We start from the raw sequence: 22314 nt of genomic DNA, 5'->3' as shown, positions 1-22314 counted from the left end.
GCTTAGTACCCGATACTGCGCGCCATCGCGGCCGCCAGCACCGGGATCAGCGCGAACACGTGGATCTCGAGCACCAGCTGGCGGCGCAGCGCGGCAATCTCCTGCGACGGCGGCACGAAGGCCTCATTGGCCTTCAACAGCTTTTGCCACGCCAGGATGCGCAGGGTAGGGCGGATCGACACCAGCCCCATCACCAGGAAAGCGCCTATCTTCGCCCAGAACGCCAGGTTGTGCAGGTAGAAATCCGGCCCCTTGGCGCCGAACCACACGCGGGCGAAGCCGACCACCAGGATCGCCAGCGCCAGGCCGCCGTAGACCGCATCGAAGCGTCCCAATAGCCGTACCGTGCGCGGCGACATGGCCGCCGGCCGCATCAGCGCGATTTCCGCGGCCAGCGCCGAGGCGATGCCGAACACGATCAGGTGGTGGAGGGAGGCCAGCAGGAAGTCGATCATGGCATGCTTGCTTGCGTGAGTTGACGATGCTTGCGGTAGCGCGCCGGCGACGGCAGGCCGTGGCTGCGGAAGTGGCGGCGCAGGGATTCGGGCGAACCGAGGCCCGCCAGGTCGGCGACCGCCTCGATGGCCAGCCCAGGCCGCGTCTCCAGCAACCGGGCAGCCAGCATCACGCGCTCGCGCACCAGCCAGTCCAGCGGGCTGGCGCCGGTGCGGTCCTTGAAGCGGCGCTGGAAGGTGCGCACGCCCATCTTCGCCTGGTCCGCCATCGAGGCCAGCGTGTGCCCTGCGCGCAGGTTTTCCCTTGCCCAGTCCATGGTGCGGGCGATCGGATCAAGCTGCGACTGCGGCAGTGGGCGCATCACCAATTGCGCCTGGCCACCGTCGCGGTGCGCGGGGAGGACCAGGCGCTGTGCGACCTTGTTGGCGATGTCGGCGCCGAAATCGCTGCGCACCAGGTGCAGCAGCATGTCGAGGCCGGCCGCCGAGCCGGCCGAGCTGACGATGTTTTCATCCTCGACATACAGCACGTCCTGCTCGATCGCGATGGCGGGGAAGTGCGAGGCCAGCTTGTCGAAGTAGCGCCAGTGCGTGGTGGCCCTGCGGCCGTCGAGCAGGCCGGCATGCGCCAGCACGAAGGCGCCGGAGCAGATCGAGCACAGGCGCGCGCCGCGGGCATGGGCGCGCTTGAGCGCATCCAGCAGGGCGGGCGGCGGTGCTTCGTCCGCATCGCGCCAGCCGGGGATCACGATGGTGTCGGCGGCGTCGAGCGCATCCAGCCCGTGCGGCGCCTGCAGCGCCAGGCCGCCGGCGGCGCGCAGCGGACCGGGCTCGATCGCGCACACCGCATGGCTGTACCAGCTTACCTCCAGCTCGGGGCGCTCCAGCGCGAACAGTTCGACCGCGCAGCCGAATTCGAAGGTGCACAGGCGGTCGTAGGCGAGGATGGCGACGTGCTTGGACATGTCCGGATGTTACCAGCTTCTGTCGCCGCGGCCACTGCCAGGTTTGACGGCCGGCGGGCACACTGCAAGCTCTTTTCATCAGGGAGATGGCAATGGCTTCAGCAGTTTCAAACGTACCCGCGGCGCCCAGCGACAAGGCGGCGCGCCACTTCGGCAGCGCCTTCGAATACGAGACCGATTGCGCCGACGTGCACGAGGCGATGAGCAGCAAGCAGCAGGACTTCGTGCTGCTCGACGTGCGTGGGCCGGCCTTGTATGCGAAGGGCCATGTGCCCGGCGCCCTGCATCTGCCGCAGGGGAAGATCGTCGAGGCGAAATTGAAGGACTATCCGATCGAGACGCTGTTCGTGGTCTACTGCGCCGGGCCGCACTGCAATGGCGCGCACCGCGGCGCGCTGCGCCTGGCCAGGCTGGGGCGGCCTGTGAAATTGATGATCGGCGGGGTGACGGGGTGGGTGGATGAGGGGTTTGAGCTGGTGAGTTAGCTCGTCGTTCCCGCGCAGGCGGGAACCCAAGTTATGAGCTAAGCCCGGAACTTGGGTCCCCGCCTGCGCGGGGAGTCGGTTTGGGCAATGCCCGGCACGACGCTTTATTGCTTCAGCAGCGGCTTCAGGTACTTGCCGGTCACGCTGGCCTTGTTCTTCGCCACATCCTCAGGCGTGCCGGTGGCGACAATCATGCCGCCGCCCGCGCCGCCTTCCGGACCGAGGTCGACGATCCAGTCCGCGGTCTTCACCACGTCCAGGTTGTGCTCGATGATCGCGAGCGTGTTGCCCTGGTCGCGCAGGCGGTGGATCACCTTCAGCAGCAGGTCGATGTCGGCGAAGTGCAGGCCGGTGGTCGGCTCATCGAGGATGTACAGCGTGCGGCCGGTATCGCGCTTGGACAGCTCCAGCGACAGTTTCACGCGCTGCGCTTCGCCGCCCGACAGCGTGGTCGCGCTCTGGCCCAGCTTGATGTAGCCGAGGCCCACGTCCAGCAGCGTGTGCAGCTTGCGGGCGATGACCGGCACCGGCTTGAAGAACTCGTGCGCATCCTCGACCGTCATGTCCAGCACTTCGGTGATGTTCTTGCCCTTGTACTGGACTTCCAGCGTCTCGCGGTTGTAGCGCTTGCCGTGGCAGACGTCGCAGGGCACGTAGACGTCCGGCAGGAAGTGCATCTCGACCTTGATCACGCCGTCGCCCTGGCAGGCTTCGCAGCGGCCGCCCTTGACGTTGAACGAGAAGCGGCCGGCCGAGTAACCGCGTTCCTTCGCGGTCGGCACCGTCGCGAACAGGTCGCGGATCGGGGTGAACACGCCGGTGTAGGTGGCCGGGTTCGAGCGCGGGGTGCGGCCGATCGGCGCCTGGTCGACCGAGATCACCTTGTCGAAGTGCTCGAGGCCGTGGATCGCGGTGTGCGGCGCCGGTTCGGTCTGGGAGCCGTACAGGTGGCGCGACAGGGCCGGGAACAGGGTGTCGTTGATCAGCGTCGATTTGCCCGAGCCGGACACGCCGGTCACGCAGGTCATCAGCCCGACAGGCAGTTCCAGGGTCACGTCCTTCAGGTTGTTGCCGGTGGCGCCGCTGATGTGCAGCATGCGCTCCGGGTCCGCCTTGGTGCGCTTCTTCGGCACCTCGATCTTCTTGCGGCCGCTCAGGTAAGCCGCGGTCAAGGACTCCTTGTTCTTCATGATGTCCTTGATCGAGCCTTCGGCGATCACGGCGCCGCCATGCACGCCGGCGCCCGGACCCATGTCGACGATGTAGTCGGCGGTGCGGATCGCGTCTTCGTCGTGCTCGACCACCAGCACGGAGTTGCCGATGTCGCGCAAATGTTTGAGCGTCGCGATCAGGCGGTCGTTGTCGCGCTGGTGCAGGCCGATCGAAGGCTCGTCCAGCACGTACATCACGCCGGTCAGGCCGGAGCCGATCTGCGAGGCCAGGCGGATGCGCTGCGCTTCGCCGCCCGACAGGGTATCGGCGCTGCGGTCCAGCGACAGGTAGTCGAGGCCGACGTCGTTCAGGAATTTCAGGCGCGCCACGATCTCCTTGATCACGCGCTCGGCGATGTCCTTCTTGGCGCCGGTCAGCTGCAGGCTGTCGAAGTAGGCCAGGCAGTCGCGCAGCGGGGTGCGGGCGACCTCGTAGATCGCGCGCTGCTGCTCACCATGTCCGACCTTCACGTAGCGCGCTTCGGTGCGCAGGCGCGCGCCGCCGCAGGTCGGGCATTCCTTCTCGTTGATGAACTTGGCCAGCTCCTCCTTCACCGCCATCGAATCCGTCTCGCGGTAGCGGCGCTGCAGGTTGTTGACCACGCCCTCGAAGGTGTGCTCGCGGATCACGGTGCGGCCACGCTCGTTCACGTAGGCGAAGGGCACGGTGTTCTTGCCGGAGCCGAACAGGACCACGTCCTGGGCGGCTTTCGGCAGCTGTTCGAACGGCTTGTCGAGGTCGAATTCGAAGTGCTGCGCCAGGCTGCTCAGCATCTGGAAGTAGAACTGGTTGCGGCGGTCCCAGCCCTTCACCGCGCCGGAGGCCAGCGACAGGTTGGGGAAGGCGACGATGCGCTTCGGATCGAAGAATTCGATGTGGCCCAGGCCATCGCATTCCTGGCAGGCGCCCATCGGGTTATTGAAGGAGAACAGGCGCGGCTCCAGCTCCTGCAGCGAATAGCCGCAGACATTGCAGGCGAACTTGTTCGAGAAGATGTGCTCCTTCTCGGTGTCCATCTCGTAGGCCACGGCGCGGCCGTCGGCCAGGCGCAGCGCGGTCTCAAAAGACTCGGCCAGGCGCTGCTTGATCTCGGGCGTGACCTTGATACGGTCGATCACCACGTCGATCGTGTGCTTTTCCGTCTTCTTCAGCTTGGGCAGGTCGTCGACGTCATGGATTTTCGCCACGCCGGTGCCGCTCTGGACGCGGAAGCGGACAAAACCCTGCGCCTGCATCGAGGCGAACAGGTCGCCGTGCTCGCCCTTGCGGTTCGCGACCACCGGCGCCAGGATCATCAGCTTGGTGCCTTCCTTCATGGCCAGCACGGCGTCGACCATCTGCGAGACGGTCTGCGCGGTCAGCGGCTCGTGCGAGTGGTCCGGGCAGTAGGGCGTGCCGACGCGCGCGTACAGCAGGCGCAGGTAGTCGTGGATCTCGGTGACGGTGCCGACCGTCGAACGCGGATTGTGCGAGGTAGCTTTCTGCTCGATCGAGATGGCCGGCGACAGGCCCTCGATCAGGTCGACGTCCGGCTTTTCCATCAGCTGCAGGAACTGGCGCGCGTAGGCCGACAGCGATTCGACGTAGCGGCGCTGGCCTTCGGCATACAGGGTATCGAAGGCGAGCGAAGACTTACCGGAGCCCGACAGGCCGGTGATCACGATCAGCTTGTTGCGCGGCAGGTCGAGATTGATGTTCTTGAGATTGTGCGTGCGGGCGCCGCGGATTCGGATTTCTTCCATCAGGTTTTTGCTGGCTTTCGAAGTTTGTGGGCCGGACGAGGAGAACTCACTAGTTTACCTGTTTTTATTCACAGTGGTATACGCGCCGTGAATTAACTGTGGCTGCGTTATCTACCTGGTATCGTCTTGCATCAGGCTGCGATTTCCTTATTTGGTCGAGGAAGAAGGGAATTCAATGGCAGACTCACCAGAAAGCGAAAAATTTTTTGCAGGGCCAGCAAAACATCGTAAACATTGCCTGCCTGATAATTTTATGTAAGCATCGGCTACCTCTTCAATATCGGATCTGCCATGCGGAAACTGCATCGTGTCCTGGGCAAGCTTGTCGCTGTATCGCTGCTGACGATGGGTGCCGTCCCGGCCCATGCCGCCCTGCGCATGAGCGTGGCGGCGGAAACGACGAACAAGGCCAAGCCTGGCGCCACCGTGCCGCCGGACAGCGCCAGCCGCAGCGAGGTCGTGCTGGCCGACAGCTACATCAGCAGCCGCACCGGCAACACGACCACGGTCTACGACTTCGCGCGGCGCCGCCGCTACGTGCTCGACGAAGCCGCGAAATCCTACGAGGAATATTCGCTGTACGACGTCGTCGGCTTTCGCGAACTGGAGCTGCGCAACCGCGAAGGTTTACGCAAGGCGATGACGGCCGCGCAACTCCAGGACAAGCTGCCTGACGAACTCGAAGATGCGCACGAGCTGTCCATCCCCAGCCCCGGCGCTGCCCCGGTCACCCAGCATGCCGAGGGCGAGGAGGAGGTGTTTGCCAGCGGCGGCGTGACGCTGCTGCGTCATGGCAAGGAGGCAAGGCCGGTCGGCGCTGCCGATGCCGCGCGCTTCGTCCAGTTCCTGCGCTACCAGTTTGCCGGGCATCCGGCGGTGCTCGATGGCCTGCAGAAGGCACAGCGGATTCCGGCCAGCCTGCGCTACAGCTTCCACCCGGGCTGGGGCGACAGGTCGGTTTTGCTGAAGATCGATGCGGTCCGCGAGACCGGCGCGGCGCCCGGGTTCACGCTGGACGGCTACACGCCGCGCGCGGCGGCAGCGGACGGCGGCTCGCTCGACGCCTTGCTCGACCGCGCCTGGGCATCCCGGGCTACGCTGGCCGGCAAGGCCAGCCTGGGATCGGGCGACGCGCTTGCCGCCCGGATGCGCGAGCAGCCGCCGCTCGACGCCTACCTCACGTTGATGGAATCGCAGTTGTCGGGCGCGCGCATGCCGGCGCTGTCGGATGAGCAGAAGCTGGCCTTCCAGGCAGACCCGAATCTGCGCAAGTTGGCCCAGGCGCTGGCCGCCAGGGACCGCGCCGGCTTGCGCCAGGCCGTGGGCAGCTTGCAGCTGCTGCGCATGCAGGTGCAGTCGCGCCGCTACCTGCTCCAGCTGTACGAAGCCAACGACCGCATGCAGCTAGGCGAGGCCGACGCGGCGCGCGACCTGTACGCGGAGGTCTTGCGTGGCAATTCCGCCATCGCCGGCGCCTACAAGGACATCGGCGACTTCTACTTCCGCAGCTTCGACCCGCCGCGCGCCTGGCGCAGCTGGGAGATCGCGCGCACGCTGGCGCCGATGTTCCCCAACCTCCAGCCGGTGACGCAATTCGAGCGCACCCTGGCGGACCGCTTTCCGACGTATTTTTGAGCGCCTATAGCCTGCAAGGCCTTCAGGAATATTGACCTGCATCTCTTCCAAACGGGGCACTTCGGCCCCACATCGGAGGTCTGAGCTTGTGTTGGAAATGTGCTGTCCGGCCCGTCCAGCAGAGCACAAATTTTTGCCTCTAAAGTTTTCCAAGCAGGCATAATAACGGATGAATTTCAACCAGTTCCCTGGCGCTTAGACACTACGCAGAGCCAGGGATATACCAAGGAGTTTTACCATGGCATCAGTTAACAAGGTCATCATCGTCGGCAATCTCGGCCGCGACCCGGAAATCCGCTACATGCCCAGCGGCGATGCGATCGCCAACATCGCGGTGGCAACCTCGTACAAGTCGAAGGACCGCAACAGCGGCGAGCAGAAAGAGCTGACCGAGTGGCACCGCATCTCCTTCTTCGGCCGCCTGGCCGAGATCGTCGGCCAGTACCTGAAAAAGGGCTCGTCGGTCTACGTCGAAGGCCGCCTGCAGACCCGCAAGTACACCGATAAGGACGGCATCGAGCGTTACGCCACCGACATCATCGCCGAGAACATGCAGATGCTGGGCGGTCGCCAAGGCATGGGCGGCGACGCCGGCGGCTACAGCGGCGGCGACAGCTACGGTGGCGGCGGCGACAGCTACGACGCTCCGCCGAGCCGCCCGGCCGCACCGCGCCAGGCCCCGCCGGCGCCGGCAGCCCGTCCGCAGCCGAAACCGGCGCCGAATTTCTCGGATATGGATGACGACATCCCGTTCTAAAACCTACTTAGCCAGCTTTTGTTGATAGGCCCGTATTCCCGAAAGGGAATGCGGGCTTTTTCTTTACTGAAACATTTTTTTGTGGTTATCTTGCTAGGGAAATGAACGACTTCTTTGTGAAAATGATGAGTGGGTGCCCAGATACGTCGAGCCGAGGACGTGGATGTTGGGATTGACGAAGAGCGGCATTACTTTTCGTTTCCCCCTGAGCGAGGCGAGAAGATGAAACATCGTGAGGGGACAGGCGTGCGAACGCACTCCAATCTTGATCGTCGAACGAAATTGCTACTTACGGCAACCTTCTTGCCCATTGCGTTTATTCGTTATCGGAATCTTCTAACTGAATCTCAGGAACTAGCGCAGTGAATTTCAGGCTCAACTGGTTTATACCGTTTGCTGGGCGACTTCGCGCCTCCTTCCTCGTTGCTGGTTTGCTCCTTTTTCCGTTGTGTTTAGTGCTTCCTGCATACCATGCCTACGAGGATACGCCAGGGTTAATGGCGTTCCTCTTAGGGCCGATGGGCCTATTCGATCGACATTTCTCTTGGCTTGCGAATCCGGTTTTAGGCGCTGCCTGGATCATGTACTGGAGGAAGAAGTACGCACCAGCGGTCACAGCCGCAATATTCGCGTTGCTGCTTGCAGGAACATTCCTATTTGCAGACACCATTGCTGTTGGGAGCTCGGGCAACTCCTCGTACAAGCCTTTATCAGGATACTATGTATGGCTTGGGAGTATTGCTTACACGGCGGTGGCGGCGGCTTTGGGTGTCGTCTTCGGGGAAAAGAGCGAAAGCGAAGGGGCCGGCATTGACAGTGCGGGATTGCGAGCACAGCGGTATGCAATCGGAGGGGTCTTGTTTGCCCTGCCTGCTGTTTTTGCGGTAGGCCCGCTCGTTTCCAAAAGTAACAGAACCGATGAGGCGTTTGCGCGACTCTGTGCCACGGCAGGAGAGAAGATCACTGGGATACCTGGCGATGTCGAAGCTCTCTATTTCGAACAGGTTGGCGGCTTGAGCTTTGGAGACATAAAAGACGGCAAATACCGCTGGATGTCGTGGGGTCGCACGGGAGAAACTTTGGTTAACAATGAATTCCTCCGCTTTTCTGAATACCCTTCCGAGAAAGCAAAGTCGTATCGACGCTATGACGCCGTCGCGAAAGCCCAGCCGGTCGACAGGCTTCGTTCTGCATACGGCGTCTTTGTGTCAAAGCTGAAGCCTGCAGCGGAGGAACAGCTTGGTATCGTAGGTTTCGAAACAACTGTAAAGCGGCTCGCGAACGGAGAGCAGGTTGCGAGCAAACGCTTTTTTTATCACATCAGGACTTCTCGTATCTGCGGCTATCATGACGGTGACCGAGTCAGTGACTCCGACTTTCTTATCAGGGTCCTTCACTTGAAAAGGAATCTCATATTTCGAAAGGGGCGTTCTAGCCAACCGTAAGGACCTCTTTTAAACCGAGTGCGGGTGAAGTAAGGACGGGTTCGGGACCGTACCAACAGAATGACATAGCTGCGGCCCTCTCGCTTACTCGCGTCGAACAGTTGTACCAACAGTTTTTGGCGGGTACAACCGTTCTAAGATTTCGGTAGCACCAGGTAAAAACGAAAGCCCGCCGGCAGCAAAGCCGGCGGGCTTTTTTACAGATCCACCAGCATCTCGAAGCCGCCATAGATCATGCGTGGCCTTCCCCCATCGTCACGGACACTTCCGTTAGGCGCATTTTAGATTTTCAAACTGTATCGGGCTGATGTAGCCGATAGTGGAATGACGCCGAAGTAGGCCATGATCGTTCTCCTGTGTTTGAGTGCCGTTGTAGACCTCAAGCACAGTAGAAAAATCCACAGTTAAGGTCAAGGCTTGTTGCCGGTCGCCCTGTGCGCCTGGTTGTTGCCGCCCTCCAGCGTGTTACTGCATTGCAGGAGGTTACCGGACGAGGTCTGGATGGTGAAGGCGGCGATGTCGACGCCTGCGCCGGGTTCACCACGGTCGAGGAGGTTGAACCAGATCTCGGCGGGCTGGCCGTTCAGGGTGCCGGTGCCGGTGCCGGTGCTATAGTAAGTGTTGAACGGCGCGTTCGGCGTACTGACATCGGGACCGGTGCAAAAGCCACGGGTGAGATTGGTCAGGTGAAAGTGATCGCCGGTGTTGAAATTCACTTCGAGGTTGTTGGGGCCGGAAATCGGCTGGCCTTCGCGCGCAGTGCAGCTCGTAGCCGAAGGTATAGCGGTAGGCCGGCCCGGTACAGATGATCGAACCGCCGCCGGTCATGCGCCCGGCGTCGCCATAGGTGCAGCAGGGGGCGGCCGCGATGGCCGAGACGCCGGCGCAGGACAGGAACAAGGCCGTCAGGATATGCGTGTGCTTCAGCGTGTGCTTCATGGAATTGGCTCCAGTGCAAGGCAAACTTGGGCAAGATTGCTGCCGCGAGGCAGCGTGGAATGAGGTTTTTGCATGTTATAAAAAACATCATAAATCGCTCTTCAGACGGCGAGTGGCGAAGCGACAAGGTCCCGGAAGCCCTTGAGAGGAGTCAGCACTTTTACCTCAGGCAAGCGTGCGATTCGCCGATGCGCAAAGGCTTACACTGCCGCCTCCACTTGAAAGGACATGACATGCCCACTATCCAGACGTCCGGCGCCAATCCGACCGAGCTTTATTACTACGAACAGGGACAGGGAAAACCCGTGGTGCTGATCCACGGCTGGCCGCTCAGCCACCGCATGTGGGAGTCACAGATCACCGCTTTGGCCGAGGCCGGCTACCGCGTCATCGCCTACGACCGCCGCGGCTTCGGCCAGTCGGGCCGACCGACCGGCGGCTACGACTACGACAGCTTCGCTGCCGACCTCAACGAGTTGATCACCCAACTGGACCTGCGCGAGGTGGCGCTGGCCGGCTTTTCGATGGGCGGCGGCGAGGTCGCCCGCTATATCGGCCGTTATGGCACGGAGCGGGTGTCGAAGGCCATGCTGCTGGGCGCCGTGCCGCCCTTCCTGTTGAAAACGGATGACAATCCGGAGGGCGTGGATAAATCCGTGTTCGATGGCATGCTGGAAGGGGTGAGGAAGAATCGCATCGCCTTCCTGCAGGGTTTCTTCCCGGGCTTCTACAACCTGGACAAGAACGCGGAGCAGGGCCAGGACCTGCTCGCCTTCAGCAAGTGGCAGGCCTGGGCCGCATCGCCGCTGGCAACCGAGCAATGCATTACCGCCTTCGGCACCACCGACTTCCGCGCAGACCTGAAAAAATTCGACGTCCCGACCCTGGTCGCGCACGGCGACGCCGACCAGATCGTGCCACTGGAGGTGTCGGGCCAGCGCTCGCACGCCATGATCCCGGGCAGCCGGCTCGAGGTGGTGAAGGGGGCGCCGCATGGTTTTGCCGCCACCCACGCCCAGCAGCTCAATGCGCTGATGCTGGACTTCCTCAAGTCCTGATTCGTCGACGAACAACACCGGCATGCGCTGGGCATGCCGGAAGCTGCTTGAAAGGGCCTTTGCTAAAGTACAATATCATTACATTCCTCATCTAAAGCCGGCATCCATGTCTTTTTCTATTGCATCGTCGATTGCCGGCGATGATACGGTCAAAAATGACGACCTGAGCTGGCTGACGGGCGGTGGTGACATGGGCGCCCTGATCCGCAGCATGGACTGGTCGGCCACGCCGCTCGGACCGCTGGACCAATGGCCGCAGAGCCTGCGCACTTCGGTCAGCCTGTGCCTGTCCTCCACCTTTCCGATCCTGGTGGCCTGGGGACCGGACGACATCCAGATCTACAACGACGCCTACCGCCCCATCTGCGGTGGCCTGCATCCGCGTTCGATGGGCGGGGCGTTCAAGGAAATCTGGGCCAGCGCCCTGCCGGTCGTCGGCGATGCCTTCGACCGTGCCCACAAGGGAGAGGGCGCGTACATTCGCGACCAGCGCATGTTCCTCGACCGCCACGGCTATCTGGAAGAAGCCTTCATGACCTTCTCGTTCTCGCCGATCCGCGACGAGTCGGGCGAGGTCGGTGGCATCTTCCACCCGATCACGGAAGCCACGGAAACGGTGTTGAACGGGCGCCGTACCCAGATCCTGCGCGATCTCAGCGCGGCCATCGGCGACGCCCGCACGATCGGCGACATTGCGCACGACATCGCGGCGCAGTACCAGCAATTCGCACTCGACCTGCCCTTCGTGCTGGTGTACCAGATCGATACCATCAGCAACAGCCTCCTGCTGCGCGGCGGCGCCGGCCTGGATGCCCATCCGCACATGGCGCCCGTCATTGCCGAACTCGACGATACTTTCTGGCCATTTGCGCGCACGGCGCAGGCGCGCGAGGCGCAGCGCGTCGACGGCCTGCGCGCGCGTATCGGGAGCATGGCTTGCGGTCCCTACGAGGCCGCGCCGGATTCGGCGCTGGTGCTGCCGATCACGGTACCCGGCCAGCAGGAATTGTTCGGCTTCTTGGTGGCCGGCGTGAGCGCCGCGCGCGCCCTCGATGCCGCCTACCTGAATTTCTACGATGGGCTGGGCGTGGCCGTGAACACGGCGGTCGGCAATGTCATCGCCTATGAAAAGGAACAGCGCCGCGTCGAGGAGCTGGCGCAGATCGACCGCGCCAAGACCGCCTTCTTTTCGAACGTGTCGCACGAATTCCGCACACCGCTGACCCTGATCCTGGGACCCCTCGACGACGCCCTGGGCGACCAGGCCGAGTCCCTGGCGCCGGCGCAGCGCAAGCGCATCGACCTGACCCACCGCAACGCACTGCGCCTACTGAAGCTGGTGAACTCGCTGCTGGATTTCTCGCGCATCGAGGCGGGCCGCGTGCAGGCCAGTTATGTGCCGCTCGATCTCTCCCGCCTGACCGCCGACCTGGCCAGCGTGTTCGAATCGGCCATGGCGAAGGGCGGCCTGGCGTATGCGCTCGACCTGCAGGACCTTGGCGAACTGGTCCACGTCGACCGCGACATGTGGGAAAAGATCGTCTTCAACCTGCTGTCGAACGCTTTCAAATTCACGCTCGAAGGCGGCGTCAGCGTGAGCCTGAAACGCCACGGCAATATGGCGCGCCTGTCGGTGAGCGACACCGGCAGCGGCATCCCCGAGCAGGAGCTGCCGCGCGTGTTCGAGCGCTTCCACCGTATCGAAGGGACGCCCGGACGCACCTACGAGGGCACCGGCATCGGCCTGGCGCTGATCCAGGAACTGGTGCGCCTGCACGGCGGCGCCATCGCCGTGCACAGTGTCGAGGACGAGGGGACCCGCTTCGACGTCGACATTCCCTTCGGCAGCATGCATCTGCCCGAGGAACGCATCGCGGCGCCGCAAAACGCTGCACCAAGTGCCGAGGCCGGACGCATGGGCGCGGCTTTCGTCGAGGAAGCACTGCGCTGGCTGCCCGACGAGGAGGCGGCGGCCGTACCGGAGCAGGCCGCAGGCGCCAGCCTGCTGCAGCCGGCCTCCCGGCTGCCACGCATCCTGATTGCCGATGACAATAACGACATGCGCGCCTACCTGAAGTCGCTGCTCGAGCCGCATGCGGAAGTCCGCGTGTGCGCCGATGGCGAAGCGGCCTTCGGCATGCTGCTGCGCGACCCGCCCGACCTGCTGCTGAGCGACGTGATGATGCCGAAGCTGGACGGTTTCGGCCTGATCGCCAGGATCCGCGCCACCGAAACGCTGCGCCACCTTGCGGTGATCCTGCTGTCGGCCCGCGCCGGCGAGGAGGCCAAGATCGAAGGCTTGCAGGCCGGCGCCGACGACTACCTGGTGAAACCCTTTGCCGCCAACGAACTGCTGGCGCGGGTGCGGCGCCAGGTCGCGCAGGCGCGCGAGCGCCAGTTGCGGCAACAGGAAGTGGCAATGAGCGAATCGTATTTCCGTTCGCTGGTCGATGTCGCGCCCGTCATGCTGTGGACCGCTGACGAAAATGGATACTGCACCTACCTCAGCCAGCAGTGGTACGACTACACCGGGCGTTCGCCGGAACAGGACCTCGGCTTCGGCTGGCTGGAGAACGTCCATCCGGACGACATCGCCCATGCCGCCGCGGTCTTCGACAACGCTACCCGGGACCGCATTCCGTTTGCGATCGACTACCGCGTGCGCCGCCACGACGGCGTCTACCGCTGGGCCATCGATACCGGCACGCCGCGGGTCGACCAGGACGGCCGGCCGAACGGCTTCGTCGGCACCGTGGTCGACGTGCATGAGCGCACCATGCTGCAGCAGGCGCTGACCGAGAAGAGCCGCATGCAAAGCGAGTTCCTGTTCACGCTGGCGCACGAGCTGCGCAACCCGCTGGCGCCGATCCGCACCGGCCTCGAACTGATGCGGGGGCGCCCGACGACGGATGATGCCGGCAGCGTGCATGGCATGATGCAGCGCCAGGTCGATCACATGGTGCACCTGGTCGACGACCTGCTCGACATGGCGCGCCTGTCCGAGGGCAAGGTCGAGCTGAAGCGGGCCAGCGTCATGCTCGACCAGGTCGTGCGGGACGCCGTGGAAATGAGCATGCCGCTGATCCTTGGCGGCGGACATCGGCTGGACATGCACCTGCCCGAGCCCGGCATCGCCCTGTATATCGACCGGCACCGTATCGCCCAGGTGCTGAGCAACCTGCTGAACAACGCCGCCAAGTACACGCCCAAGGGAGGACGGATCGTGATCGAGGTCCAGCTCGGCCAGCATGAGGCCGCGCTTACCGTCATCGACAATGGCATCGGCATCGATCCCGCCAAGCTGCCCAAGATCTTCGACATGTACACCCAGGTGCACGAGAGCCAGGCGATGGGGCAGGGCGGCCTCGGTGTCGGCTTGAACCTGGTCAAGCGCCTGGTCGAGCTGCATGGCGGGGCGGTGGCGGCGGAAAGCGCCGGCGCGGGCCAGGGCAGCCGCTTTACGGTGCGTCTGCCGCGCTGGCTGCCGGAAACGCTTGCCGATCCGGAAACGGCGGCGCCTGCCGGCCCCGGCGCGGCATCGGCTGCATCGGCTGCATCGGCGGCGACCGGCAGCCTGCGGGTGCTGGTGGTCGACGACAACATCGACGCATCCGAGACGCTGGGCGCCTTGCTCGACATATGCGGCCACGAGGTGGCGCTGGCCCACGATGGCGCCGCCGCACTGGCGCGGGCCGGCGCGTTCCTGCCGCACGTGGTCTTCCTGGACATTGGCTTGCCCGATCTCAGCGGCTTCGAGGTCGCGCTGGCCATGCGCAAGCTTGCCGGGATGGAGAGCGCCATGCTGGTTGCTTTGACCGGCTGGGGCGCGGAGCAGGACCGCCAGCGCTCGAACGATGCCGGTTTCGACGCCCATCTCACCAAGCCCGCGGACTTCGACAGCGTCGACGTGCTGCTGCGGCAAGCGGCATTGCGCCTTTAGTCGCCACCAGCGGGGTGGCGTTGCTCACATTGTGACGCCGCCATCCGGTCATGTTGCATTCAGTTACAAAGCCACTGGGTTTCGCCCGAGAACGCCGCGCCTATCTGGACTGCTTTTGTTCACTTTCTTCCGCAGGCTTCCGGCCGGCGCCCGACTTGTGCCTGGCAGTCAAAAATCTTCACTGATTTGCAAGTATTTCCAGTGTTATCGATTTTGGATATGGCTGGTATCACCGCTCTTTTTCACGTATTTCTACGTTAAAACCTTCTAATTTTTATTTTTAAGAAGAGATTTGCGTTGTCAATATCTTCATTCTGTCTATATTGCGCAACGCTTCGCCGGGCACTTACAAACTGAAAGAAAGTTTTTTCCGGATGGCAAAGTAAAACGGCGGCGATCCGCGTAGAATTCGACTCCATCAGTTTCCGCACGCCAACTACTTATGGTTGGCGTTTTGCTTTGAACTTCAAGAACACAACACTGCACATGCCGACTCCTTCCCGCACTACCAGCACTGCCCGCAGCATTGCACGCACCCTGTCGTTCGCACAGGCACAGCAATACGCACTGCCCGTCCTGTTCACCGTGTTCGGCGTGATCATGGGTTCGTGGGCCGGCCGTATTCCGGCGATGGCCGAGCGCGTGCACGTGTCGCACTCGGCGCTGTCGATGGTGCTGCTGATGGGCGGCCTGGGCGCCGTCCTGTCCTATCCGATCTCCTCGCGCATGATGGCCTCGCTGGGCGCGCGCAAGACCCTGCTGTCCTCGGGCATGGCCCTGCTGTGCGTGCTGGTCGCCATCGGGGCGGCCCCGACCGTGCCGCTGCTGATGATGGCCGTGCTGAGCCTGGGCATCACCGCCAGCACCTTCGACGTCGCCATCAACTCGGCCGCGACGGCCCGTGAAAAGGCGACCGGCAAGTCGGAACTGTCGAAGCTGCACGGCCTCGGCTGCGCCGGCGGCCTGGTGGGCGCGACCCTGGGCAGCCTGATGGCCAGCCTGCACATCATGCCGGTCACCCATTTCCTGATGCTGGCCGGTCCGCTGGCCTTCGTCCTGTACTACGCCTACACCATGCTGGAAGCCGACGACGCCCCGGCTGCCGTCGAAAAGAAGAAGTTCTCGCTGCCGCGCGGCCAGCTGCTGGTACTGGGCGCCCTGGGCTTCCTGGGCTCGATGGCAGAAGGCAGCATCGCCGACTGGAGCGGCGTGTTCCTGAAAGAGCACTTCGGCGCGTCGGATGGCCTGGCGCCGCTGGCCCTGTCCTGCTTCTCGGTCATGATGCTGCTGTCGCGCCTGGTCGGCGACAAGCTGAAGGCACGCTACGGCGCGCGTCCCCTGGTCACCAGCGGCTCGATGCTGGGCGCCGCCGGCCTGTTCTTCGCCGTGCTGTCGCCTGACGCCTATTTCTCCCTGTTCGGCTTCGCCGTCGCCGGCCTCGGCATGTCGCTGGTGTTCCCCTTCGTGTTCAGCGCCGCCGGCGGCCAGGGGCCGGCAGCACTGGCCGGTGTGGCCAGCATGGCCTACAGCGGCAGCCTGATGGGCCCGCCGGTGATCGGCGCCATCGCCCAGGGCTGCGGCATGCAGATCGCCATTGCCTACGTCGGCGGCCTGGCGGCGCTGATCGCCTTCGTGGCAAGCCGCGCACGCATGCTGAAGTAATCTTTTTGCGCCGCGCCAAGGCCGTTTGCCGTCGCACGAACTCCCCTCCGCATGAGCACTCCAAACGCTGTCACCACAGCGCTGGAGTTTTCATGCACAGCAAAATCGACGCGGCGGCGGTCGTGGCCTTCCATGACCGGGCAGTGCGCAATCCGGACTGGCCGATCTTCGACGATCCGCAGTCCGGCGCCTGGACCTGGATCGCCGCCAACCATCGCTACAACGGCCTGCTGTGGCGCGAAGAAGACCGCGCGCGCCGGCTTGACGTACCGCCGACCGAAATCGCGGCCAGCAAGCGCCTGATCGACCGCTACAACCAGAAGCGCAAGGACGCCGTCGACGCCCTCGACGAGCGCCTGCTGGGCGAACTCGGCCGCGTGAGCCCCGAACCCGGCGCCCGCCTGTCGAGCGAAACCGCGGGCGCGATGATCGACCGCCTGGCTATCCTGGCGCTGAAGATCCATCACATGCGCGCCCAGGCCCAGCGCCATGAAGCGGGCGCCGACCACATGCACGCCTGCGCCTGCAGGCTCGAGCGCCTGATGGCCCAGCGCCAGGACCTGATGTCCTGCCTGGACGACCTGCTGCTCGAGGCGCGCGCCGGGCGCGCCTTCTTCAAGGTCTACCGCGACTTCAAAATGGCCTATACGCAGGCGTCGGCGCAAAAAGGAGCCGCGCCGTGAGCGAAGCCACGCATCCACCCTCGCACCAGCAAATCGATGTGCTGGTGCCGACCTGCAACCGGCCGGCGGCGCTGGCGGTGACGCTGTCGGGGCTGGGCTTCCAGACCTGGCCATCGCTGCGCATCGTCATCGCCGACCAGTCCGACGGCGAAGGCGCCTACGCGCGTCGCGAGGTGCAGGCCGTGCTGCGCTACCTGCGCGCGACCGGGCGGCAGGTCGAGACCTGGCGCAACCTGCCGCGCCGCGGCATGGCCCAGCAGCGCGCTTTTCTCCTTGAACAGGTGCAGGCGCACTATTGCCTGTTCGTCGACGATGACGTCATCCTCGAACCGGATTTGGTCAGGCGCCTGCATGCGGTGATCGAGGCCGAAGGCTGCGGCTTCGTCGGCAGCGCCCTGCATGGTCTCAGCTACCTGGGGCAGGAGCGGCCGGCCCAGGAAAGCATCGAGTTCTGGGACGGTCCGGTGACGCCCGAAACCGTGCGCCCCGGCGCCAGGTCCTGGGCGCGGCACCACCTGCACAGCGCCGCCAACCTGTTCCACGTGCAGTCGCGGCTCGGCGTCGGCGTGGACGCCACCCGCACCTATAAAGTTGCGTGGGTCGGCGGCTGCGTGCTGTTCGACGCCGCCTGCCTGCGCGCCGCCGGCGGCTACGATTTCTGGCGCGAGCTGCCGGAACAGCATTGCGGCGAGGACGTGCTGGCCCAGCAGCGCGTGATGGCGCGCTACGGCGGCTGCGCCATTCTGCCTTCGGGCGCCTATCACATGGAGCTGCCGACCACGGTCACCGCGCGCGCCGTCGATGCGCCCTATGTCCTGCCCATCAAGTGAGGCGGTGCTCACCAATAGGGCCACATGCCGACGCTGCGCTGCCTGCCCGGGCAGCAGGGGGGTAGATCTTGAAGCGCTCCGCGGACTGCTGCGCCCAGGACAAGCCGACAAGCGCGATGTGGGCGCGCGGCGCGGCGGTCCGCAGCGCGCGCAAGGCCGGCACGGCGCACAGCATGTCGCCTGGCTGGCGTGCGCGGAAGACCACGATCGAGGACACGGCCAGGCGTTGTAGGAGTGGACGGCGGACCATGTTTTCTCCCCTCGGTCCAGCGAAGGCTTGGAGCACGAAGGCTTGCGATTAGTTCTGCGCCCATCGAAATTGTGCATGTCGCGGTATCATGGTGATTACTCGCTAACGGATACCGCCATGCTCCAGACGCCCGCCTCGTTCACGCCCCTGCAGGACCCGCAGCAAGCGGATGACGCACTGTCCTTCATCTTCCACGGCGGCCGCCTGCTGGTGCGCGAAGCCGACCTGGCGCTGCCCGATCATGCAACGGTGGCCGGCCTCGAACTCGATCCGCAGGCGCTGCAGCCGGTCGGCCTGCTGGACGGCCGCTATTGCCAGGCCGGCTGGGTCGAGGACGAAGCGCGGCTGCCTGCGGGTTATGCCTGGCGCGGCCTGCGTTCGCTGTTCGGGGAGTTCGACGAGGCGGTGCTGGGCGTGGCCGGGCGCGCGGCCCAGGTGGCCGAATGGGCGCGCACGCACCGCTTCTGCGGCGCCTGCGGCAACGGCACCGCGCGCATGAGCGGCGAGCGCTGTTTCAAGTGCACGCATTGCGGGCACATGGCCTATCCGCGCATCTCGCCGGCGATGATGGTGTTGATCCGCAAGGGAGATGCGGTGCTGCTGGCCATGCATACACTGGGCGCGGTGAAGCGCTTCGTGCCGCTGGCCGGTTTCCTGGAGGCCGGCGAATCGATCGAGGAGGCGGTGCATCGCGAGGTGTTCGAGGAAGTCGGCCTGCGCGTGCACAACCTGCGCTATTTCGGCAGCCAATCCTGGCCCTTCCCGCATTCGCTGATGATCGCCTTCACCGCGGATTATCTGGAGGGCGAGATCCGCACCGATCCGAATGAGATCCTGGAGGCCCGCTGGTTCGGCCCCGATGATGAATGGCCGGAGCGCGTGCCGCACGTCTCGGTGTCGAGTGTGCTGGTCGACGCGCACCGGCCGCCCGGACGCTGAGCTCCTCGGCGTTCCCGACGAACCATCAGGGCATCGGCGTCGCCGCCACCTTGCCCTCGATCCGCACCTCCACCGGCACCTCTTCCGGCTTGGCGCCGGTCGCGCGCATGCGCACCACCCGCTGCATCAGGTCGAACCAGAAGGGCGCGCCGAACAGGGCCGTGGAGGCGGTGATGAACCAGCCCGACACCTGCAGTGCAAAGTCGGCATTCAGGACCGGCGGGAATTTGGTCCAGCCGATGGGCAGGGCCATCAGGGCGTCGATCACGGCCGGGTCGAGCGCGGCCGGCGCCTCTTTGATGTGGGCGGCCAGGCCCGGCTGCTGCCACAGGGTGCGGAACAGGTGGATGCTGTCGATATTGAACAGGATGGCCAGCAGCAGCGCGATCAGCAGCGAGATCAGCAGCTGATTGCGTTTATAGGCGCCCGACATGCGCGCCATCGCATTGTCGAACCAGCCGGCCAGCATGCCCTGGAACTGCTGCAGGTCGCGTGCGCGGCTGAGCATGCCCAGCATCGCCGTCCGTACTTGCGGATCGGGAATCGCCTCGATGGCGCTGCGCAGCTGGACCAGGTCGCCCGGCACCTTCCACAGGCTGTCCACCAGGGCAATCGCAAAATGCGCCGGTTCGATGTAGGATGGTTTCGAGCGCAGCGAGCGCTCGTCCATCGCGGTGCCGTCCGTGTGCGGGTTGACCAGCGGATGGGCGTACACGGCGCGCGCCAGGCCATCGAAGCGCGGGTCGTTGAGCATGCTCTTGATGCCGGCCAGCAGGGTGTTGGCGCGCAGGCGGAACAGCGACGCCAGCGCTTCCTGCAGGGTAGTGACGATCAGGGCCACCGTGCCGTAGCAGAAGCTCAGGCCGATGGCGACTTCCAGAACAGTGCTGCCGAGCATGGCGGTTCTCCTGGCAGTGAAAAGGACGTCAACCAAGCTAGCGCAACGGCGCCACCGCTGCCTCCGATTTAGTCAAAGAAATGGCCTGCAACCTGTGGATCAGCAGCATTTTCTATATACTCTAGCCAGTCTTCAATTTTAGGGTTAACCATGTCTGACAAAGAAGTCTTCACCGAAAACGACTGGCGTCGCCTGCTGGCCAGCCTCGGCGAAGATCCCAACCGTCCCGGCCTGCACGAGACCCCGGCGCGCGTCGCCAAAGCCTGGAAGCACTGGACTTCCGGCTACGAGCAGGACCCGGTCGAGATCCTCAAGGCCTTCGAGGATGGCGCCGAGGAGTACAACGAGCTGATCGTGGTGCGCGGCATTCCTGTCTACAGCCATTGCGAACACCACCTGGCGCCTTTCTTCGGCAAGGCTACCGTCGGATATTTGCCGAATGGCAAAATCGTCGGCCTGTCGAAGCTGACCCGCCTGGTCGACGTGTTCGCCAAGCGCCTGCAAGTGCAGGAACGCTTGACGGTCCAGATCGCCAACACGCTGATGGAAGTGCTGGAACCGAAGGCGGTCGGTGTGGTCATCAAGTGCCGCCACATGTGCATGGAAAGCCGCGGCATCCGCACGCCGGGCGAGGAAACCATCACCTCGGCCATGCTGGGCGAACTGCAGCCGAACCTGGGGCTGCGCACCGAGTTCCTGTCGCTGGCCCGCGACTGAGTCTCCCGGGCGGCCGCGCGCCGCCCGTCCCCCGCCGCGAGAGCGCGTAAAAACCGGGCAGTGTTCCGAATCGCTGCTACACTGTATTTACGGAACTCGCTACCCGGCCAAAAGAGGTCGGAACCACGAAGCCATCATGTCCTGGTCGGGAACCGTTCCGGATCACGCGTCTCCAATTGACTTTGAGGCGAACGACATGAACAGGCCAACCTTCCCAAGCGATGTAACGCGCGAGCAGTTCGATTCCGTCCGTGAGATGCTGGAAGCGGCGCGCCGCAAGACGAGACCGCGCAAGCACGACCTGTACGATGTCTTCTGCGCGGTCCTGTACTTCCTGCACTCCGGCAGCGCCTGGCGCAGCATGCCGCCCGAATTCCCTCCCTGGCGTACCGTGCACGAATATTTCACGCAATGGACGATGCTGCGCGATGGCGACCGCACCTTGCTCGAGAGCGCTCTCGACCGCCTCGGCCGCAGCGCCGAGATCGCGCGGCTGCGCCAGCTGACCGGACAACGCTGAAGAATCGCACTCGGCTGGCTTCGGCGTAGCGGCGCGTAAAAATCTATTGCGAAGACGCGACCGGGCCTTCCGCGCGTTCGAACACCAGTTTCTTCGAGCCGTCCAGATGGAACACGCCGATCGGCTGGGCCTGCACGTTCTCGGACACCGAGGGCAGCTTGGTGCAGTTCCGGGTCTCGACCTGCCACATGTCGTCGCCGGCGCGCAGCAGGAAACTGTCTTCGCCGGTCGAGAACAGCTCGACGTTCAGGTCGGCCACCGGAGTCGTGCCGAGATCGAACTGACGCTGGCAATCCGGCAGGCGCGAGGCGATCAGGCGCAGGCCGGCCTGCTTGCTCCAGAAATAATCCTGTGTGACGATCACGGTCAGGGCGTGATCGCTGCCGTCGATGGCATAGCTGGCGGTTTCGTTGACGCAGCCGGTCAGCAGCAGCGGGAGCAGGAGCGAAAGGGCGCGTGTGGTCATGGTCGAAGTATAAAACAGATCCTTAAGTAATTGATTTCTTGACGGAATAATATCCTCTCGCGCTCCGTGGTTTTGCGATTTCCGCCATCATTTATCGACGGAAGTTCCGGCGATTTTGAAAAGCGAGCGAAACCATGCCACAAGATGAACAGCGCCTGGGCGGGCAGAACGCCGAGCCCCAGGCCTCCTATGCGCCGCCGCAGCCGCTCCTGCTGCGCATCAACGGCGCCGAGCACCAGCTGCATATCGAAGCGCGCGTCACCCTGCTCGATGCGCTGCGCGAAGTGCTGCACCTGACCGGCACCAAGAAGGGCTGCGACCGCGGCCAGTGCGGCGCCTGCACCGTGCTGGTGGATGGCCAGCGCATCAATTCCTGCCTGACCCTGGCGGTGATGCACGACGGCCGCGAGATCACCACGGTGGAGGGCCTCGGCCGGCAGGACCAGCCGCACCCGATGCAGCAGGCTTTCATGGACTGCGACGGTTTCCAGTGCGGCTACTGCACGCCGGGCCAGGTGTGTTCGGCGGTGGCCCTGCTCGACGAGATCAAGCAGCGCCAGGCCAGCGCCGTCACCGAGGGCGAGCAGCTCGAGCCCGCATCCCTCAGCGAGGACGAGATCCGCGAGCGCATGAGCGGCAACCTGTGCCGCTGCGGCGCCTATCCGAACATCGTCAAGGCGATCCACAGCGTCGTGCTGCGCCAGGCCTGAGAAAGG

At 64.2% G+C, this 22314-nt stretch carries 19 protein-coding genes and 1 pseudogene; 13 read left to right on the top strand and 7 right to left on the bottom strand.

Translation table 11 applies throughout. From position 1 onward, the window contains the following. Positions 1–2: 2 nt before the first annotated feature. Together ACFPO9_RS25550 and ftrA are read right to left on the bottom strand one after the other, a co-directional pair. Entirely contained in the window at positions 3–455 is a 453-nt protein-coding gene (locus ACFPO9_RS25550) for a DUF2214 family protein (RefSeq protein WP_379776743.1), read from the bottom strand. Next, complete coding sequence (ftrA, locus tag ACFPO9_RS25545) at positions 452–1420, bottom strand: transcriptional regulator FtrA (RefSeq protein WP_379776740.1); 969 nt, start codon at positions 1418–1420, stop codon at positions 452–454. Before ftrA ends, ACFPO9_RS25550 begins: the two co-directional genes overlap by 4 nt. Before the next feature lie 86 nt (positions 1421–1506). On the opposite strand from ftrA, the gene ACFPO9_RS25540 reads away from it, so the two are divergent. Next, the gene (locus ACFPO9_RS25540) at positions 1507–1905 is read left to right on the top strand and encodes a rhodanese-like domain-containing protein (RefSeq protein WP_379776737.1); all 399 of its coding nucleotides are present in this window, start codon (positions 1507–1509) and stop codon (positions 1903–1905) included. 104 nt (positions 1906–2009) lie between these two features. Here the strand turns inward: ACFPO9_RS25540 and uvrA are convergent, their stop codons facing one another. Then, complete coding sequence (gene uvrA / locus ACFPO9_RS25535; protein ID WP_379776734.1) at positions 2010–4859, bottom strand: excinuclease ABC subunit UvrA; 2850 nt, start codon at positions 4857–4859, stop codon at positions 2010–2012. 291 nt (positions 4860–5150) lie between these two features. Here uvrA and ACFPO9_RS25530 point away from each other — a divergent pair, with 291 nt between their 5' ends. The 3 genes from ACFPO9_RS25530 to ACFPO9_RS25520 all read left to right on the top strand — a co-directional run bounded on the left by ACFPO9_RS25530 (position 5151) and on the right by ACFPO9_RS25520 (position 8696). Next, entirely contained in the window at positions 5151–6494 is a 1344-nt protein-coding gene (locus ACFPO9_RS25530) for a hypothetical protein (protein ID WP_379776731.1), read from the top strand. 238 nt (positions 6495–6732) lie between these two features. Next, on the top strand, positions 6733–7251 hold the full coding sequence (gene ssb / locus ACFPO9_RS25525; protein WP_379776728.1) for a single-stranded DNA-binding protein: 519 nt from the start codon (positions 6733–6735) through the stop codon (positions 7249–7251). A 362-nt stretch (positions 7252–7613) separates the two neighbouring features. Continuing rightward, a complete protein-coding gene (locus ACFPO9_RS25520; RefSeq protein ID WP_379776725.1) occupies positions 7614–8696 on the top strand; it encodes a hypothetical protein in 1083 nt (360 codons plus the stop codon). A 410-nt stretch (positions 8697–9106) separates the two neighbouring features. Here the strand turns inward: ACFPO9_RS25520 and ACFPO9_RS25515 are convergent, their stop codons facing one another. After that, on the bottom strand, positions 9107–9412 hold the full coding sequence (locus ACFPO9_RS25515) for a hypothetical protein (protein WP_379776722.1): 306 nt from the start codon (positions 9410–9412) through the stop codon (positions 9107–9109). A gap of 456 nt (positions 9413–9868) precedes the next feature. Between ACFPO9_RS25515 and ACFPO9_RS25510 the strand changes: the two genes are divergently transcribed. From ACFPO9_RS25510 to ACFPO9_RS25490, 5 genes are all read left to right on the top strand, one after another. Further along, on the top strand, positions 9869–10693 hold the full coding sequence (locus tag ACFPO9_RS25510) for an alpha/beta fold hydrolase (protein WP_379776719.1): 825 nt from the start codon (positions 9869–9871) through the stop codon (positions 10691–10693). Between the two features lie 106 nt (positions 10694–10799). After that, positions 10800–14633: an ATP-binding protein gene (locus ACFPO9_RS25505; RefSeq protein ID WP_379776716.1), complete on the top strand. Its 3834-nt coding sequence runs from the start codon at positions 10800–10802 to the stop codon at positions 14631–14633. A 486-nt stretch (positions 14634–15119) separates the two neighbouring features. Continuing rightward, positions 15120–16295 carry an MFS transporter gene (locus ACFPO9_RS25500; RefSeq protein WP_379776713.1) on the top strand — a complete coding sequence of 392 codons (1176 nt, stop codon included), beginning with the start codon at positions 15120–15122 and terminating at the stop codon, positions 16293–16295. A gap of 92 nt (positions 16296–16387) precedes the next feature. Beyond that, positions 16388–16978 carry a DUF4254 domain-containing protein gene (locus ACFPO9_RS25495; protein ID WP_379776710.1) on the top strand — a complete coding sequence of 197 codons (591 nt, stop codon included), beginning with the start codon at positions 16388–16390 and terminating at the stop codon, positions 16976–16978. Continuing rightward, positions 16975–17808 (top strand): glycosyltransferase family 2 protein, encoded by an 834-nt coding sequence (locus ACFPO9_RS25490; protein ID WP_379776707.1) that lies wholly within the window; start codon positions 16975–16977, stop codon positions 17806–17808. Before ACFPO9_RS25495 ends, ACFPO9_RS25490 begins: the two co-directional genes overlap by 4 nt. Before the next feature lie 70 nt (positions 17809–17878). Here ACFPO9_RS25490 and ACFPO9_RS25485 read toward each other — a convergent pair. Beyond that, positions 17879–18058 (bottom strand): annotated as a pseudogene (locus ACFPO9_RS25485) (glycosyltransferase family 9 protein); the annotation flags it as partial. 117 nt (positions 18059–18175) lie between these two features. Between ACFPO9_RS25485 and nudC the strand changes: the two are divergent. After that, a complete protein-coding gene (gene nudC, locus ACFPO9_RS25480; RefSeq protein WP_379776704.1) occupies positions 18176–18997 on the top strand; it encodes an NAD(+) diphosphatase in 822 nt (273 codons plus the stop codon). 25 nt (positions 18998–19022) lie between these two features. Here nudC and ACFPO9_RS25475 read toward each other — a convergent pair whose 3' ends face one another. After that, on the bottom strand, positions 19023–19895 hold the full coding sequence (locus tag ACFPO9_RS25475) for a hypothetical protein (RefSeq protein ID WP_379776702.1): 873 nt from the start codon (positions 19893–19895) through the stop codon (positions 19023–19025). 150 nt (positions 19896–20045) lie between these two features. On the opposite strand from ACFPO9_RS25475, the gene folE reads away from it, so the two are divergent. Further along, entirely contained in the window at positions 20046–20612 is a 567-nt protein-coding gene (folE, locus tag ACFPO9_RS25470) for a GTP cyclohydrolase I FolE (protein ID WP_230027028.1), read from the top strand. Between the two features lie 196 nt (positions 20613–20808). Further along, a complete protein-coding gene (locus tag ACFPO9_RS25465) occupies positions 20809–21132 on the top strand; it encodes a transposase (protein ID WP_379776699.1) in 324 nt (107 codons plus the stop codon). A 43-nt stretch (positions 21133–21175) separates the two neighbouring features. Here the strand turns inward: ACFPO9_RS25465 and ACFPO9_RS25460 are convergent, their stop codons facing one another. Beyond that, positions 21176–21598 carry a hypothetical protein gene (locus ACFPO9_RS25460; protein ID WP_379776696.1) on the bottom strand — a complete coding sequence of 141 codons (423 nt, stop codon included), beginning with the start codon at positions 21596–21598 and terminating at the stop codon, positions 21176–21178. Positions 21599–21732: 134 nt separating this feature from the next. On the opposite strand from ACFPO9_RS25460, the gene ACFPO9_RS25455 reads away from it, so the two are divergent. Next, positions 21733–22308, top strand: a complete 576-nt coding sequence (locus ACFPO9_RS25455; protein ID WP_379776694.1) for a 2Fe-2S iron-sulfur cluster-binding protein — start codon at positions 21733–21735, stop codon at positions 22306–22308. The last annotated feature ends 6 nt before the right edge of the window (positions 22309–22314 follow it).

It is taken from the genome of Massilia aerilata, assembly GCF_042656905.1.
In the GTDB taxonomy this organism is placed as follows: Bacteria; Pseudomonadota; Gammaproteobacteria; order Burkholderiales; family Burkholderiaceae_D; genus Telluria; species Telluria aerilata.
This window is presented reverse-complemented; position numbering and strand designations above follow the sequence as displayed.